The sequence below is a fragment of the Lysinibacillus sp. F12 genome, from assembly GCF_057773605.1.
The window spans coordinates 66,852-82,594 of the sequence record NZ_JBYMLP010000002.1 but is presented as its reverse complement, the minus strand read 5'-3'; the positions used below and the strand labels follow the sequence as shown (position 1 = coordinate 82,594).

15 protein-coding genes and 2 pseudogenes are annotated in these 15,743 nt (G+C 33.2%); 6 read left to right on the top strand and 11 right to left on the bottom strand.

Going from position 1 to position 15,743, the window contains the following annotated elements:
- Window positions 1-219: 219 nt before the first annotated feature.
- Complete coding sequence (locus tag AC3CH7_RS07500) at window positions 220-558, bottom strand: ETX/MTX2 family pore-forming toxin (protein ID WP_258858680.1); 339 nt, start codon at window positions 556-558, stop codon at window positions 220-222.
- Between the two features lie 1,189 nt (window positions 559-1,747).
- On the opposite strand from AC3CH7_RS07500, the pseudogene AC3CH7_RS07495 reads away from it, so the two are divergent.
- Both AC3CH7_RS07495 and AC3CH7_RS07490 read left to right on the top strand, forming a co-directional pair.
- Window positions 1,748-2,107, top strand: a pseudogene (locus AC3CH7_RS07495) (glutathione-dependent formaldehyde dehydrogenase); the annotation flags it as partial.
- Between the two features lie 184 nt (window positions 2,108-2,291).
- On the top strand, window positions 2,292-2,948 hold the full coding sequence (locus AC3CH7_RS07490) for a response regulator transcription factor (protein ID WP_012294438.1): 657 nt from the start codon (window positions 2,292-2,294) through the stop codon (window positions 2,946-2,948).
- 103 nt (window positions 2,949-3,051) lie between these two features.
- Here AC3CH7_RS07490 and AC3CH7_RS07485 read toward each other — a convergent pair whose 3' ends face one another.
- The 7 genes from AC3CH7_RS07485 to AC3CH7_RS07455 all read right to left on the bottom strand — a co-directional run bounded on the left by AC3CH7_RS07485 (window position 3,052) and on the right by AC3CH7_RS07455 (window position 7,534).
- On the bottom strand, window positions 3,052-3,219 hold the full coding sequence (locus AC3CH7_RS07485; RefSeq protein WP_080695197.1) for an IS3 family transposase: 168 nt from the start codon (window positions 3,217-3,219) through the stop codon (window positions 3,052-3,054).
- The gene (locus tag AC3CH7_RS07480; RefSeq protein ID WP_012294436.1) at window positions 3,161-3,487 is read right to left on the bottom strand and encodes an IS3 family transposase; all 327 of its coding nucleotides are present in this window, start codon (window positions 3,485-3,487) and stop codon (window positions 3,161-3,163) included. The genes AC3CH7_RS07485 and AC3CH7_RS07480 overlap by 59 nt, the downstream gene beginning before the upstream one ends.
- A gap of 3 nt (window positions 3,488-3,490) precedes the next feature.
- Window positions 3,491-3,862: an IS3 family transposase gene (locus AC3CH7_RS07475; RefSeq protein ID WP_081112813.1), complete on the bottom strand. Its 372-nt coding sequence runs from the start codon at window positions 3,860-3,862 to the stop codon at window positions 3,491-3,493.
- 216 nt (window positions 3,863-4,078) lie between these two features.
- Window positions 4,079-4,711 carry a type 1 glutamine amidotransferase family protein gene (locus AC3CH7_RS07470; RefSeq protein WP_012294434.1) on the bottom strand — a complete coding sequence of 211 codons (633 nt, stop codon included), beginning with the start codon at window positions 4,709-4,711 and terminating at the stop codon, window positions 4,079-4,081.
- 76 nt (window positions 4,712-4,787) lie between these two features.
- Window positions 4,788-5,750, bottom strand: coding sequence for a helix-turn-helix transcriptional regulator (locus AC3CH7_RS07465; RefSeq protein WP_012294433.1), 963 nt, complete (start codon window positions 5,748-5,750; stop codon window positions 4,788-4,790).
- Between the two features lie 307 nt (window positions 5,751-6,057).
- Entirely contained in the window at window positions 6,058-6,480 is a 423-nt protein-coding gene (locus tag AC3CH7_RS07460) for a hypothetical protein (RefSeq protein WP_036161646.1), read from the bottom strand.
- Window positions 6,481-6,910: 430 nt separating this feature from the next.
- Complete coding sequence (locus AC3CH7_RS07455; protein WP_012294431.1) at window positions 6,911-7,534, bottom strand: CPBP family intramembrane glutamic endopeptidase; 624 nt, start codon at window positions 7,532-7,534, stop codon at window positions 6,911-6,913.
- Window positions 7,535-7,708: 174 nt separating this feature from the next.
- On the opposite strand from AC3CH7_RS07455, the gene AC3CH7_RS07450 reads away from it, so the two are divergent.
- The 3 genes and pseudogenes from AC3CH7_RS07450 to AC3CH7_RS07440 all read left to right on the top strand — a co-directional run.
- Window positions 7,709-8,155, top strand: a complete 447-nt coding sequence (locus tag AC3CH7_RS07450) for a LytTR family DNA-binding domain-containing protein (protein WP_012294430.1) — start codon at window positions 7,709-7,711, stop codon at window positions 8,153-8,155.
- A 4-nt stretch (window positions 8,156-8,159) separates the two neighbouring features.
- On the top strand, window positions 8,160-8,597 hold the full coding sequence (locus AC3CH7_RS07445; protein ID WP_080695195.1) for a DUF3021 domain-containing protein: 438 nt from the start codon (window positions 8,160-8,162) through the stop codon (window positions 8,595-8,597).
- A 322-nt stretch (window positions 8,598-8,919) separates the two neighbouring features.
- Window positions 8,920-9,108, top strand: a pseudogene (locus AC3CH7_RS07440) (DUF6262 family protein); the annotation flags it as partial.
- A 799-nt stretch (window positions 9,109-9,907) separates the two neighbouring features.
- Here the strand turns inward: AC3CH7_RS07440 and AC3CH7_RS07435 are convergent.
- Both AC3CH7_RS07435 and AC3CH7_RS07430 read right to left on the bottom strand, forming a co-directional pair.
- On the bottom strand, window positions 9,908-11,509 hold the full coding sequence (locus AC3CH7_RS07435) for a DUF4179 domain-containing protein (RefSeq protein ID WP_447402967.1): 1,602 nt from the start codon (window positions 11,507-11,509) through the stop codon (window positions 9,908-9,910).
- Between the two features lies 1 nt (window position 11,510).
- Window positions 11,511-12,047, bottom strand: a complete 537-nt coding sequence (locus AC3CH7_RS07430) for an RNA polymerase sigma factor (RefSeq protein WP_036161640.1) — start codon at window positions 12,045-12,047, stop codon at window positions 11,511-11,513.
- 1,163 nt (window positions 12,048-13,210) lie between these two features.
- Here AC3CH7_RS07430 and AC3CH7_RS07425 point away from each other — a divergent pair.
- The gene (locus AC3CH7_RS07425) at window positions 13,211-14,815 is read left to right on the top strand and encodes an ABC-F family ATP-binding cassette domain-containing protein (RefSeq protein ID WP_031418205.1); all 1,605 of its coding nucleotides are present in this window, start codon (window positions 13,211-13,213) and stop codon (window positions 14,813-14,815) included.
- A gap of 49 nt (window positions 14,816-14,864) precedes the next feature.
- Here AC3CH7_RS07425 and AC3CH7_RS07420 read toward each other — a convergent pair whose 3' ends face one another.
- On the bottom strand, window positions 14,865-15,608 hold the full coding sequence (locus AC3CH7_RS07420; protein WP_036161638.1) for an amidohydrolase family protein: 744 nt from the start codon (window positions 15,606-15,608) through the stop codon (window positions 14,865-14,867).
- Window positions 15,609-15,743: the final 135 nt, after the last annotated feature.

The window sequence follows — 15,743 nt, the reverse complement described above, 5'->3', positions numbered from 1 at the left end:
ATAACAGAAACTGAACGGAAATAAGAGCAGAGAATTTACATACTTAGTACTATACCTCATACTGATGGGCAACTCCCCAAATTCAGTATAATGGTAGCGTCTAAACTAAAACCGTAGTGAACGAGGTGAAGGCCCCATAACTTTCGATGTTATCAAACACAAATAATAGAACTAAGAATAAATAAGCACTGATTTACAATGTTTTTTAGTTTATAGGAATTATTTTTGTTTCGACAAATGCCTGTATATTTTATTTGGTGGAACTTTAACAGCTTGTGAATTGGCAGTAATGGTGCTTGTTGTACTAATTGTAGTGGACAAATTAAATTCAAGGATTGCAGATACCTCACCCTCTGCTACAAAAGGAATACCAACTTTGCCTTTTGTAGTAATGGATGATTTGAATCCACTTTCTATGGAAGTGGATGTACTTTTGGTAATTGATTCACTAAAAGAAGTAATATTAAATGTCTGTTCTTGCTCTGAATTATTTATAAAAGTATTTTCTCCCATAAATATAGGTACCACATTTGTAACATTATTTTGTTTGAAATTTATTCCAGAGTATTCAACATCTTCACCGAATACAGGAGTACGAAGATATGGTATAAAACCAGCTATGGGTGGAATCGGCTCCTTGTGGACCTGTGTTTTCCATATTTAGAATATTATTTCTATGCTCTTGAACTTCAGCAGCTTTGACAATATTAGGAATAAGACCACTACCTAATAAAGTAACATTATTAATCCACTAGATACATATTTTCTTTTTATTCTAGAATCACATCCTAATAATTTATTTATTAATAGTTTATTAGATTTCACAGTATTTTACAAATTGTCCATAAACATACTCAAAAGAGGCTCATAATGTGGGGTTTTTCTTACTTTTTCACACTTTGTATTATAAATAATATTGAAATCAACGTGATAATACTTAATTAGAGCAGTAAAAAAATAAAATTCTTCATCAAATGACACATTTTTTTATGTAATTATGAAGTTTTTAATGGAGTAACTTTGTATGTTAAGCAATCTGGGACCCGATGGGGTAATGATTTGCAGTAAGCGTGGGGGGCACTGAAGAGTTCCGGAGTAACTTACACTTTAATACCTCCAATAAGGTTACACTATTGTACCTCTCTTCCTTATTCTAAATAGTCTTGTTTTCTCAGGATATATTTCTTATTTTAAAGTCTCTCATTCTTAGATTAAGTTTAGCTAGAATCTCTATTGTTTCAGTTGTTGCTTGCAATATGGCATCATTGGTCAAATGGTGCTTTCAGGATTTGATTTGTTGGAGCCACCCATATATCAAAAGTATAATGCAAAAACAGATTCGCTAAAAAGGACTTAGTAAACAACATCTGGGTGTAACCTCAGTTCGGTCAATTTTTTTCTTTTTATTTGATAAATTGCGCTTTGATTCCATCTTTTAATGTAGAATAGTATCAGGTTTAATTACATACTAACGTACTGCTTGCATAATAAATTTTTGAACAATATTATCGAACAGTAATGAACTCTATTACATAAGCAAAATACCAACAATGATTTCCCTTCGATTTTTATTGAATTTGGATAGGCTACTACCAACAACCCGATCCAACCGTTGACAAAGATATATGCTTTCAAGTTCTGTTTATAATTATTGTATAAGTCTATTTTAACTACTTAATATGGACAATCTTCTTAATTAAAACTATTCATTCCCCCATACCTGAATTTCCCCTACTCCCCCTCTTTCAAAATGACGCCTCTCGAATTTCTTTCAAGTGGCGTAAAACTTCAAAGTGGTGCTATGGGAGCTATCGTCACAGCCAGTCAAGCTGTACGTAAAGGAGGAACTATCCAAATTACAGGTGTATATGGAGGTCGATACAACGCCTTCCCACTCGGAGATATGTTCCAGCGTAATGTAGCGATTCGTACTGGACAAGCCCTAGTTGTTCATATCATGCCTCATGTCTATAACTTAATCGCAGATGGTAAAGTGAACGCAGGTGATATCATTACACACGTCCTCCCTCTTGAAAAAGCAAAACATGGTTATGAAATATTTGATACAAAACAGGAAGACTGTATTAAAGTGGTTTTAAAACCCTAAATATAGCGTTTTGGTACTTTTGTCTCTCTATTGCAAAAGTACCTTTTTCAATAGATCCGGGGCATTGAATCATTCTTAAAAACCACTACCACCTATTTTAAATGAGTAATTTTGTAGAAAATCTAGGTTTCTCCACATAAACTACAGATAGCGTGGTTATAATGTCAAACTAGGGGGATATCAAATGAACTATAAAATTTTTGCAGTAGTAGACGATTTAAAAGTTCAAGAATTAATTAAGCAGTTTTTGATGACACATAATTATTATGTAGAAGTAGTATCTGATGCAGACGAGGGAATAAAGAGACTAAAATCCCAATCCTATGATTTGATTCTCCTCGATATAAAAATGCCCAAAAGGTATGAAGTGGTCAAAATGTTTCGCAGTCAATTTAATATACCCATTATATTTCTAACTGCTTTAGAAGAAGAACTAGGTAAAATAAAAGGCTTTGATCCTGGGATTAACGATTACATAACTAAGCCATTTCCATTTCATGTGTTGATTAGACGAGTACAAGCAGTACTTAGAAGAAGCAATAATACAAATCTCGAAAATTATTTGTATTTTAATCAACTTCAAGTTGATTGTAAAAGAATTAAAGTTTATGTAAATAAAGAGGAAATACAGTTAACCACAAAAGAATTTAAAATTTTACAGCTACTACTTCGTAACGAGAAAAAGGTTCTTACTAGAAATACCATTATACAAAAGGTTTGGGATTATGAATATTCAGGAGAAACACGGAAGATTGATGCCCATATAAAAAATATAAGAAAAAAGTTAAATATACCCTATATTAAAACAGTAAGAGGTATCGGATACAAAATTGATGAATAGCATTGTAGAATCATGAAGAGGAATTCAATCAAACGATTTAAAACCACGCCTTTATATTTGAACTGCTCCCTGTCAAGTAGACAGTGGAAATAATAAAAAGCTTTTAAGCGGCTTTAGCCCTGTATTCTAATGGGCTTAAGCCGTTTAATCGTTCTTGGTATCTATCGTTATTGTAAAACTGGATATAATCCTCAATCGCTTGTTGTAACGCTTCAAATGTTTGGTGTGTACTGATAGCAACGATCACTATGAAGTAACGGTTGTTCTCCATCTTTTAAAGTAAGCATTGCTAAATCAAACGTCTTAAATACCAATTCATTATTATTTGAATGCCCCAATACATAACTGATAATAGAGCCATCGTAAAGATCTAGAATAGCGCTTAAATAAGCTTTCTTTCCATTTCCTAATTTGAACTCCGTCACATCTGTTACCCATTTTTCGTTGGGTTTTCTTGCAGTAAATTCACGATTTAATCGATTTTCAGCGACATGTTGTGCAGGTGAAGAAACATATCGCTTTCTTTTTCGACGAATCACGGATTATAAACCACTTATTTGCATTAATCGATAAATACGTTTGTGATTGAGCTTTTTATTGTATTTACGATTGATATTTAAAGTCATTCTTCGATATCCATAAATTTCTTCGACTTGTCGATAAATAGCTTGGATATCCTGAAGAATCGCTTTATTCTCTAGCTCTCTAACTGTTGGCGTACGTTGTAGCCATTTATAATAGGCAGCACGAGATAAACCGGCAATATCACATAAAAGGATTACTGGCAGATTTTCTTTCGCATGTAACTCTTGAATCGCTCTATATTTATTTTGTAAACGAACGCTTGTTAACGATTCCTCCTTTCGAGTTCTTCCAACTTTTTTTAAAAGGCATTTTCTCACGTAATCGTTCATTTTCACGTTCTAAACGTTTCATTTCTAGCTTGAATTTTTCTTCAGCTGTTAACTCCTGTTCTTCTTTCTTACGACCACGTTTATCCTGCAGAGCCTCTTCACCATATTTACTTACATAAACATATTTAAGTAATATACAAAAACCATGCTTTGACATTGTGTCTAAAGCATGGTTTTTATTTGAACTAATATAAAACTGCTAAGTTGATTTTTAGATCAGCTATTTATTGAATTCATTAACTGGAAGAAGTATTCAGTTTTATGAGTCTTATTTAGGTTATACCATGAATGCAATGTGTCAGGTGTAAATACATCTAATTTTTTCAGTACTTCCATAGTAAATTCTAGAGGTGCTACCCCTGATGCAGTAATTAAATTCACACCTGATACCGCAGGTCCCATCTCATGAAATTTTTCTCCTTTATAATTAGGACAGACCATTTTAATATACTCTAAGTCATTGCTTGTGTGTTTTCTAGAATCTAAGTATCCCATATTCGCAAGAGCCTCAGTTGCACCACAAATTGCAGCAACAATAGTACCAAGTTTTAAAGCTTCGCCAATTCTTCTTAAGATCGGTTGATGAATATCTTCTCTCCAAGTAGTCCCACCAGGTAAGACTAAAAGATCTTTACTCTTAAGCGTACATTCATCAAGAGAAATATCTGGTTGTATGCTCAGTCCTCCCATTGTAGTAATCATTTCTTTATTAGCTCCTACTGTAACTACTCTTAATGGGGCTAAATCTTTTTTGAAATATCTCCCTGAGTTTAGTTCAGCAATTAAATATCCATATTCCCAGTCTGACATTGTATTAAAAACATAAAGATAAACTTTTTTTGTTTGCATTAAATAACTCTCCTATCCGAATTGATATGCCTAGTATAATACAACTTCCCTGACACCTAACGTCAGGGAAGTTGTATTATACTTGATGAAATTTTATTAATTCCGACAGAACTTCAATAAGTCTTTTCTTAAGACTTATTGGCTCAATAACTTGAATAGATTTACCATACGGTAAAAGTAAATATGGTACATATGTATGTATAATATCCTTTTCAAGAAGAAATACTGCTTGATTAGAAGTACGTTCTTGTAAATAATGTCCTAAAAACCAATGTTGGCAAATATCTCCCAACGTCCCTGTATTCCCATTAATAACTAAAGAAGTAATCCCTTCCTTATCTTCTATAGTTGGAAGGAGGTTTTTCATAAAAAAGTCACTTGCTGAAAAATTTTCTGGCCGGTTAAACTTATTTTCGGTTAGCATTAGACTTTCAATTCGATCAATTCTAAAACTACGGATATCATTCCTAAGATGACAAAATCCAATCACATACCACTTATTATTCCAATAGATAATTCTGTACGGATCGACCAATCTATAATTTAATTGCTTTTCGCCACTTTTATGGTAAAGAATTTTTACTGAGTACCCGTCAGCTACGGCCTGCTCCAACTCCTTCAAAAAAGGTTCCAGAGAGAGTGAACCTAATCGACTTATTACTTCAAGACTAGTTAAATGTTGATTTATCTTTGTTTCCTGCTCTTGATTTGAGTATTTACTTAGTTTTGAAATGGCCCTATTTAGTGCTTCACCTCCATAATATCCGGCTTCTTCTGCAAAAACAGCAGCGTGGAATAGTGAAGTTTGCTCCTCAAAATCAAAAAAAAGAGGAACTTCAATAAAATTATTTAATAATGTATATCCACCGTTATGTCCTGTGTCTGAAATTATTGGTACACCACTTGTTGAAAGTGTATCAATATAACGATAAACAGTCCTTATATTCATCTCTAACTTTTCTGCAATTTGTTTTGCAGTAATTTTTTCACCTGAACTAAGCATCCATATAATTGCTAACATATTGTCAATTTTAGGCATATAAATCCACCTCTATTTGGAATTTACTATCTATCATATAAGTTTATTTTACTTAATTAGTAAAAATAAATTTTACATTTATCATTAGAATTTAACTTATTTCCATGAATTAGACAATTCTGTCTTGTTAATTTAAGTATAATTCTTCATAATCTAATTCTATTTTTGGGCATAACTCATCAACTGTGTTATTCAACAATCTGGCTCGGAGGTTGAACAACAAGTTAAAAAACACTCTTCAACTAAATGCCTCGTTAGTTTAGTAAGTTCAACAAAAAGAAGGCTAATTTTATTTTAAGTTGAATCTTTAGTTTTCTATGCGGATAAAGTATTTTTCATAAATATCTATTGCATCAATCTGTAGATTATTTAAGTTAATTTTCAAATCACCCTCACGCTCTTCATCTTCTTCACCCAACCAACAAATATAAACTTCACAATAATCACCTTGTGGAAGTAACTCTTTTAGTAAGTGACATAAATAGAGAAAAGTCTTTTTGGATTTTTTGTAGTTATGTGGTGAATGCATCTTTTGATATTCATTCATTTGCCAAATAGGCTTACCTTTCTCAGAAACTTCATAAATATAGGGCGTAGTAAAATGCTTCTGTTTAACTACATTACGATTTTCTTGATCTGAGAAAACGTAATCAATTTCAACTTCATCCTTTGTATAATACTCATTAAGTTTTACTGAAAAATTCAAACCAATATAGGTTGCCATACTCATTTTAATAAACTCCTTTTATAGGGTGACTTTTATAACGCTTCACTATACTATCAGCCTCTTCTTCAACTAAACTGCCCCGTTAGTTCAATAAGAGAAAAGAGCTACATTATGCAGCTCAATGATCTTCAAGTAAAGCTCCCTTTAATGGAATAACTAAAATATGGGCTTATTCCTAAAATCGCTTATAGCTTGTTGAACTAAATCACTCCGTTAGCCATCACGTCGGGTAAAATCGATGCTTCATCACAGAAAATGAAAGATTACTCCGTTTTTTTTATAGGAATTCAAGAGCTTAGATTAAACAACTGAACCTCATAGGTCCTGAAAAAACTTCAAATTTGCTAACAGTGGTAAATTAAATAACCTTTTCCCATAAAATTATTTAATATCGAGAGGCGAAATTACACAACATCCCTCTCAATTATTACCATTAATTTTTATTTAGCTGCCATTTCCCTGAAATAGCAGCTAGCATCAACCATGGCTCTATTACCATATTGATTAGAATATGGGCTACAATTGGTGCAAAGGTGCTCCTTCCAGTATAAATATAGAGCATAGCAAGTAGACAACCTAAGATTGTCGTTGAAAGAATTGCTGGAAGCGCAATTTTCATCTCTCCTCGCAATAACACCCATGCGCCATGAGCAATTCCAAACGCAATTCCTGAGATTATTACTTGTGAAAGATTTGAAAATCCAATAGATAATACATACTCCATGAGCAAATGTCTAAATACGACTTCTTCTACTATTCCACTTACAATAGCAGCCCATATACCAATCAATTTAAGCCAAGAAAATGTAAACAAATTGCTTTTTACTAAAGGTATTGCAGAAATTGTATAGGAAATATACCCGATTACGATGAATGCAGTGAAAAACCACATAGGTAAGTTCAAGTGCAGTTCCAGAGAATAGCCCAACCCATTCTCAATAAATTTTTTAGGATTAGTTACATACCAATAAATAACACTTAATGAAAGCATACTTGATATGCTTGCTAATATCCATCCTGCCTTTCTTTGCTCTTTTAGCGTTGTGATCTCGTTCATATTAACTGTCCCCTTATATTAAATTAATGTTTCTAAGGCCTAATATAACGACATCAAAGTTTAGCAACAATACGTTACATGTAACATGTCTTTATTGAAAGGTGAAATGCTTTTTATGGATGACAACCTGCATTATTCGATTTGTAATTTATGGTATATTTTTATAGAGAGGTGATGGAGTTGAAGATAGACATAAAAATTGATCCACAAATTGATGAACCCTACATAACAATCTGCGTTTCTAAATTAACGCCAACTATACAGGCTGCAATCTCACTCTTACAACAAGAAGAACAACAAATTTTAACAGGGACCGCTAACAATAAAGTGCATATTATCGAGCCTAATTCTGTTATAGCTATTAGGACGGAAGGCAAAGATTTAGTACTATATAGCGACGATGGTAATCGTGTACTTATGAATAAACCTTTGTACGAGTTAGAGCAGCAACTAGGGGAAGGATTTATTCGGATTTCTAAATCTGCCATCATTAATCCTAGAAAAATCAGAAATATTGAAGCTTCCTTTAATGGCACAATGGAAATCGAGCTTACTTTAGGAATAAAAGAAGTCATTTCACGCAATTATAAAAAATCATTTAAAGAGCGCTTGGGGGTATAAGTACATGAACTTTTTCAAGAATTTATGGTTTGGAATAAGTATGGGCTGTACAGTTTTTGTTTTTGTAAATCTTATTGGATATTGGTTGAAAGGGGATTTGTTTTTAGAAGCTGTTATATCTAATTTTCCACAACAAATTTTGGGATCAGTTACTGTTGGCATTGCCTGTATACTACCTTCATACGTCTATAGGACAGAACGTTTAACATTTTTACAACAAAGTGCTTGTCATTTTTTTATCGCTATAGGGACCTTTATAGCTGTCGCCTTTTCTTTAAAATGGCTTCCAACATTTTCGATAAAACTAACGATTCTATTGTTACTATTTAATGTATTAATTTTTGCACTAGTTTGGCTGTTATTTTATTTTTATAGTCAATCAGAAGTAAAAAAAATGAAGCAGAAAATCATTGTTCATACAGACAGTAGTAATAATCAATAGATTTCTTTGATAGAAAATTATTTAAAGAGGTTAATCAACATAAGAAGCCTCTTTTGTATTCAAGCCTCATTTTCCGGATATTTCCATTCGTTTTCAAACGACTTAAATTAAACAGTCTCCATCTTTATCCCCTACTAACTATTCTTCGGCTCATACAGCTATAACTGCATGAGCCGAAGATTATACAACTAACCTGACCTGTTAGTTTAAGTGAGAAACTTCACAATCTCACTCTGAATTTTAACAACAATATCAAATCCCGTTGAAAAGTGTTCCTCCACAATCTGGCCAAAGTTTGTAATATGAGGTTAGCCAGTTTTTTCTGGTTGACCTTTTTCTTTTAGGTCTAGCTAACACACATCAAAAAGTAGATGAAGCAATTAAAAGGCTTATAAAAGCGAATGAACGGATAAATTTTAATAGTGTGTCTGGCGAAGCTTATGTATCGAAAGCAACACTTTATAACAACAAGGACATCCGTTCGAGAATAGAAACACTACGAACTCAACAAGATTCTCCGGAGAAGGTGTTTGTAACGAAGCAAATTGTGTTGAGGTGTTTTTATTTGTCTCGTTTTAGTTAATCCTAGCTGAATATTGGATTGACAACAACTGCACCTATCGTGATGGTTTGTTGAACAGTCAAATTGGTTTATACTAATTTTCGCAACGACTGTTGTAAATTTCTTGAAAAGATAATATCGTAACTAAAGTTTTATTCATTACAACAAACCAGAAAGAATAGAAACAAAAGTTAGTATGGCAACAGGGAAAGTATTTATCAAAGCATATAAAGCACAAAATCTAGTTAAGAAATCATAACAGTTGATTTTTTCAAAGAGGAAATTCCTCAATTAGATGCAGATGTATTGTATTTAGCGGTCGTGGAAAGCTTTTTGAGGCGAAGCTTTCAATACATAAACACAAGTAAAGCAAACAAAAATCACTCATTTAGATGCGTTAAGCGTTGAAAAGCAATAATCTTTTCGAAAACAACAACCAAGGAAATAGTAAAGCGTATTTTGAATTAATCAAAACACGCTTTTTTTATACTCAAATGAGTCATCCTTTTATTATCATGTTGTTGACTTACAGTTCTTCACAGTCTCCTTAATCTACCATAAAACACCAAGCAGTCGTGTACTTTCGCTACGAAAAGACTTATATAAAACATTTGTAACTGCCGTTTCACTTACGTTACATAAAACATTTGTAACTGCCGTTTCACTTACGTTACATAAAACATTTGTAACTGCCGTTTCACTCACGTTACATAAAACATTTGCTGAAAGAAGTTACACTGCAAACGATTTACTGTAAAACAATAGTTTTAGCTCGATCCTCATTGACAGTATAAAGGAAGAAGTTTAATGTAATATCTTTTTCTTTTATATTTTTAAATGTTTCTACTTGGTTGTGTGTTCTTAACACTCCGTCATTAGAACGAGTTTCAGCAAAGATTCTTTTGCCATTCTCATAAATAACATTTTGTGTGATACCTCCAAATTGCTCGTTCTTACTTTCTGATTCAACAATTAAATCATTACCTTTCGTATAGTAGGTAATATCAATGGGATACCCGTTTAATTCTGCATTGATAGTCTTTGGAACTTCAGAAATATTTGTTAGCTCTACTTTGTCTTGCTTCCCAGCTTCATAAGAAACCTTCGCATCATTTAAAGTAAGAGAAATTTCTTTATTCGTAATATCCTTTATAAGCCCCAGTGTTTCAAAAGAAATATAATCTTTAAAATTATATCCCGATAATTCCTGTTCACCAATTCGTAATTTAAACTGACGATAGTTGAAATGAGCTATATTAGAATTAGAATCTATATATTTTTTATCAAAATAAAGCTTTACCTCACTCGGTGTAATAACAAGCTCATTAAATTGAAGTTGCTGAGAGCCTATCTCAATTTTTTCGTCTATATTCATAACAAATGTAGATTTTTTAGCAAGATCCTGATTGTATTGGAAATCTAGGCTCCATGTATCTGGTTTATAGCTTACTGTATCAGTATAACTTAAAAATACCCCTAATTTTTCTACCATTTCTTGTGGTATCTCTAGTGAATCACTACTTTTAATGACATTTGGTTGTGGACGTTTATAAGTAACGCCAAAATTGGCAATGTTTTCACCTTGAATTTTATAAGATAAATATGCATTTTCTATGTTATTGGACTTTTCCAGATCAATAAGATAATCCAATGTATACTGCCCGTTTTGATATTCATTTGAAGTGAATTCTATATGTGATATTCCATCTTGATTAATAGTAATCTTTTCAGGGAACGCATTTGATTGAAGCACATCTTTTAACTCTACACTTTTCAACTGTGTCTCCTTTACACCTCCAAGTTGAAGTGTAACATTGCTGTTGTGCGGGATTCCCTCATCTGTATGTAGAATCCCTACTATTTGATCCGTTTCCTGATTATATACTGCGTTAGTCTCCAGCTTTATTTCTTTTCCGTCATTTATTTTGAGTAATGCTTGTTCAAAATCTGCTGCATCGATTGGATATTTATGATCAATATCTAAGCTAAAGTTAATAGTAGTACCATTTTGATCTGAAATTATATTATGGATATTTAATAAACCAGCTTCGTTTTCTACAGTTTTATTGACTTCCTGTCCAAAGCCATTTTCTAAAGAAGTAATAATGCCTGATCTATTCATATTTCGCATCCAGTCCAAGATTTCTGTTGTATATTTAGCAAATACAGGTGTGGCTGATAAAACAATTGTGAACATAATGACGGTTAATATAACTTGTGGTTTATAGCTATGTTTTTTAGTTTTAAAATTATGATTTTGTTGTTTACGGATGATTTTACTCCACATTTCATTCTCAGTAGGATAATCTACTTGATCGTACTTCACTTTTTCTTTCATTAAATCGTCCATATTACTCACGATGATCCCTCCATTCAAATAACAAATTTTCATCTACTTGGATAAACTCTTTCGTTAATTTTTTACCTTTAAAAAGCCTCGATTTAACCGTCCCTTCAGGTATTTTTAGAATTTCAGCGATTTCTCTATCTTTACAATCATGCACATATTTCAATACCATTACCTTCCGTATACGAACAGGTAGTTTGTTCATTAAGTCGACTAACTCACTTTTATTTTCATTGAGCTGTATTGTTCGCTCAATATTTTGGGTATTGTCAACTCGTATCAATGATAGGAAATCAAGGTTTTCTTTTAATAGCAGTCTGTTCTTTTTCTTTAAATAATTTCGAGACATATTCATAGAAATACTAAGTAACCAAGATTTTTGATTTTGTATAGATTGGAAATCTTCACTCAAAGCTTTTGCAAATACATCCTGACAAAGGTCCTCTGCATCGTATTTATTTTGAAGCATGTAATAGCAAGCTCTGAAGACGTCCTTATAATATGTTTGAAACAAGACCCTTTCATTGCTAATTTGTTCCACAATCCCACCTCCTTTTCCGATTTCTACACAAGTAACAATTTAGCATTATAAATAGTTCATTTTTCAAATGAATACTTTCTTCGAATTTGATGGAGAAAGCACTTTATATAATTCAAAAACACTTATTATAATTATAAACTTCTTTAAACTAACGGCGTGCTTACTTTAACAAGCAAAAGACAAATCACCGACTTGATACTCAGCAACCGGGCGCTATTCCAGAGCAACGATAAAAGCCAAATTTCTCAATTTTAATGATGAGAAATTTGGCTTTTTATACTTATCGTTAGAATAGGTGGGAAATGATTCCTAAAGTGACACTTCAAGCTCCTTCAACTGGCGAATCTAAATTTTGATCAACAGAACTAACTCTCACATAACCAAAAATTAATATGTATTGATTCCTTTAATTCAACAACTTTTAACAAACAACTCAATACATTGATATTACTACATTATCGTTTTGTTTAACTAGGGTCTACTTAAAATGAACATTTATTAATAAGCTTTAAATTTAATATTGAACAGATGAATCCAATCACATGCCACTTAATATTCCAATAGATATTTATAGGGGTTTCGCCATAAAACAAAAACCCCGAATAGTCTACACTTTTTAAGTGTCTACGATTCAGGGTTTCAAGATGTATTCAAGAAGCTAGGTTTAAATAAATGTAATCAATTCTAAGCAGATATTACACAGACTTTATATCTCGTTTCCTTATCTATTGAAATCTCAGTAATTACTCTGAATTCTTTCATTTCAGCAAGTCTAAAAGATAAGGAATAAGCTATTTTATAATCTGGTGTATCATAACCATCATATTGGTATTATCTCCAGATTGCTTGGGTTGTAAGCTAGGCTGAAAAACAACATCATCCATTCTCAATGCTTTTACTTTTCTAGACATTTAATATCTTCCTTTCAATTAAGTATTAAAAGGTAATAAATTAGGGATAAATCAATTTCATTTACTTACCTGTTCTTTTCCCTAAAAACGTTTAAAAACCTTACTTATTTCGATTCGTATTTCCACACTCCATTATTCCTACACATATCCCGTTCAAGCAATTGCCAATAAACCTTGCTGTCATAATGTTTATAGACTATGGAACATATTTCATGATATACTAGAGCCATTGTGAAAAAAGGAGGAACTTGCATGATTCAAGTTAGTAATGTAGGTCTTCGCTATGGCGATCGTAAACTATTTGAAGACGTAAATATAAAATTCACACCAGGTAACTGCTATGGTTTAATTGGCGCAAACGGTGCTGGTAAATCAACATTCTTAAAAATTCTTTCTGGTGAAATTGAAGCACAAGAGGGTAACGTATCAATGGGCAAGGACGAACGTTTATCTGTCCTCAAACAAAACCATTTTGAATACGATGATCATACAGTGCTTGACACTGTTATTATGGGGAATAAACGCCTCTATGACGTAAAAACAGAAAAAGATGCTATCTATGCAAAGGAAGATTTCTCCGATGAGGATGGTATGCGTGCCGCTGAGCTAGAAGGTGAATTTGCAGAGCTAAACGGTTGGGAAGCTGATTCAGAAGCAGCAACATTATTAAACGGTTTAGGTATCTCTGATGACCTTCACTACATGCTAATGGGTGATCTTGAAGGTTCTGATAAAGTAAAAGTATTACTGGCACAGGCCCTATTTGGTCAGCCTGATGTACTATTACTCGATGAGCCTACCAACCACCTTGACTTAAAAGCTATTCAATGGCTAGAAGAATTCTTAATTAACTTTGAAAACACAGTCATTGTTGTATCCCATGACCGTCACTTCTTAAACAAAGTATGTACACATATTGCCGATTTGGACTTCTCTAAAATCCAATTATATGTAGGTAACTATGATTTCTGGTATGAATCTTCTCAATTAGCTCAAAAAATGGCTCAAGACCAAAATTCTAAAAAAGAAGAAAAAATTAAAGAATTACAAGCCTTTATCGCACGATTCTCTGCCAATGCTTCTAAATCGAAGCAAGCGACATCTCGTAAAAAAATGCTGGATAAAATCGAGTTAGATGACATTAAACCATCAAGCCGTAAATATCCATTCATCAATTTCCAAATTGGTCGTGAAATCGGGAATGATGTATTAACAGTTGAAGGTCTAACTGCCAGCCATGAGGGCGAATCACTATTCAAAGATATTCGTTTCTCCATGAACAAAGAAGATAAAATCGTTTTACTGGGTAGCCCACTTGCTAAAACGGCGCTTCTTGATATCTTAATGGAAGATAAAGAAGCAGATGCTGGTACATTTAAATGGGGTGTAACTACCTCTCAAAGCTACTTCGAAAACGATCATGACAAGTACTTCGAAGGCACAGAAAAATCATTAGTGGAATGGTTACGTCAATATTCTCCTGATGATGAAACAGAAAGCTTCCTACGTGGTTTCTTAGGACGCATGCTGTTCTCTGGTGAAGAAGTGAAAAAATCACCTTCTGTTTTATCAGGAGGAGAAAAAGTACGTTGTATGCTATCAAAAATGATGCTTGCAACAGCAAACGTGATTTTACTAGATGAACCAACAAACCACCTTGACCTTGAATCCATTCAAGCATTGAACGAAGGCTTAATTCGTTTCAAAGGGGCAATGATTTTCACATCTCATGACCATCAGTTCATTCAAACAATTGCTAACCGTGTAATTGAAATCCGTGAAGACGGTTCAATTTTAGATAAGCAATTAACATATGATGAATTCTTAGAGTGGAAAGATAGCCAAGGTTTAAGCTAATCCCAATAAAAATCCTCTACCGTACGTTTGGGTAGAGGATTTTTTGCATTTACTTGTTATACCATTTCCTAGCATTTTGATAGAGAATTTTATCCGCAGCCTGTTCATCAAAAAGCTCTTGAATCATTTCAACATCCGCCCATTCAAAAGGTCGTTTAGCTCTTGTCGATGGCAAATCTGTTCCAAACATTAACGCATCTGGATTGATGCTATAGATGGCTTGCAAAGCATTTTTCACATTCAATTCTACCCGTCCGAAACCAGTCGCTTTCACACGTATACCCTTTTCTACAAGCTTTAGCAAATGTGGTAGCCCTTCCTCCGATAAGCCCAAATGGTCAATTGAAATAGCTGGTAATGCTTCAAGCGTTGAAGCAATCTCAGGTAAATATTTGGCATCTATATAAAGTTCACTATGCCAGCCTGCCAGCTCAAACACTCTTCTTGCCAGGCTATCAAGTCTTGATAAATCCTCTGAACCGCCTCGTTGACTATTAAAGCGTAAGGCTCTAACCCCATTTTTATGTAAATGAAGGATTTCATCATCAGTCACTGTATACGGTAATTGTGTCACGCCACAAAAAGCAGGACCTAATTGTGTCAAAGAATTCAATAAATAATTCTGATCGAATTCTTGAAAGGAACCAGAGACAAGGGCGCCCCCCTCTACATTAAAAAGAGCTGTTTCCTTTTGATAATCCTCTACCACATAGCTTGGCGGTGTATAGCCTTGATTTTCTATAATTGGAAAATCAAAATTAATAATATGGAAATGCGCATCAAAAATTCTCACTATCCATCCCCCCCTTCTTTTAAACATATCATAGAAAGAACATAAGCGAAAATATTGATTATTTGTGTAAGTCCATAAGTAAAACTTATTATACAGGTGTAAACCCTTTCCTATAGACCATAAAAAAATGGTATG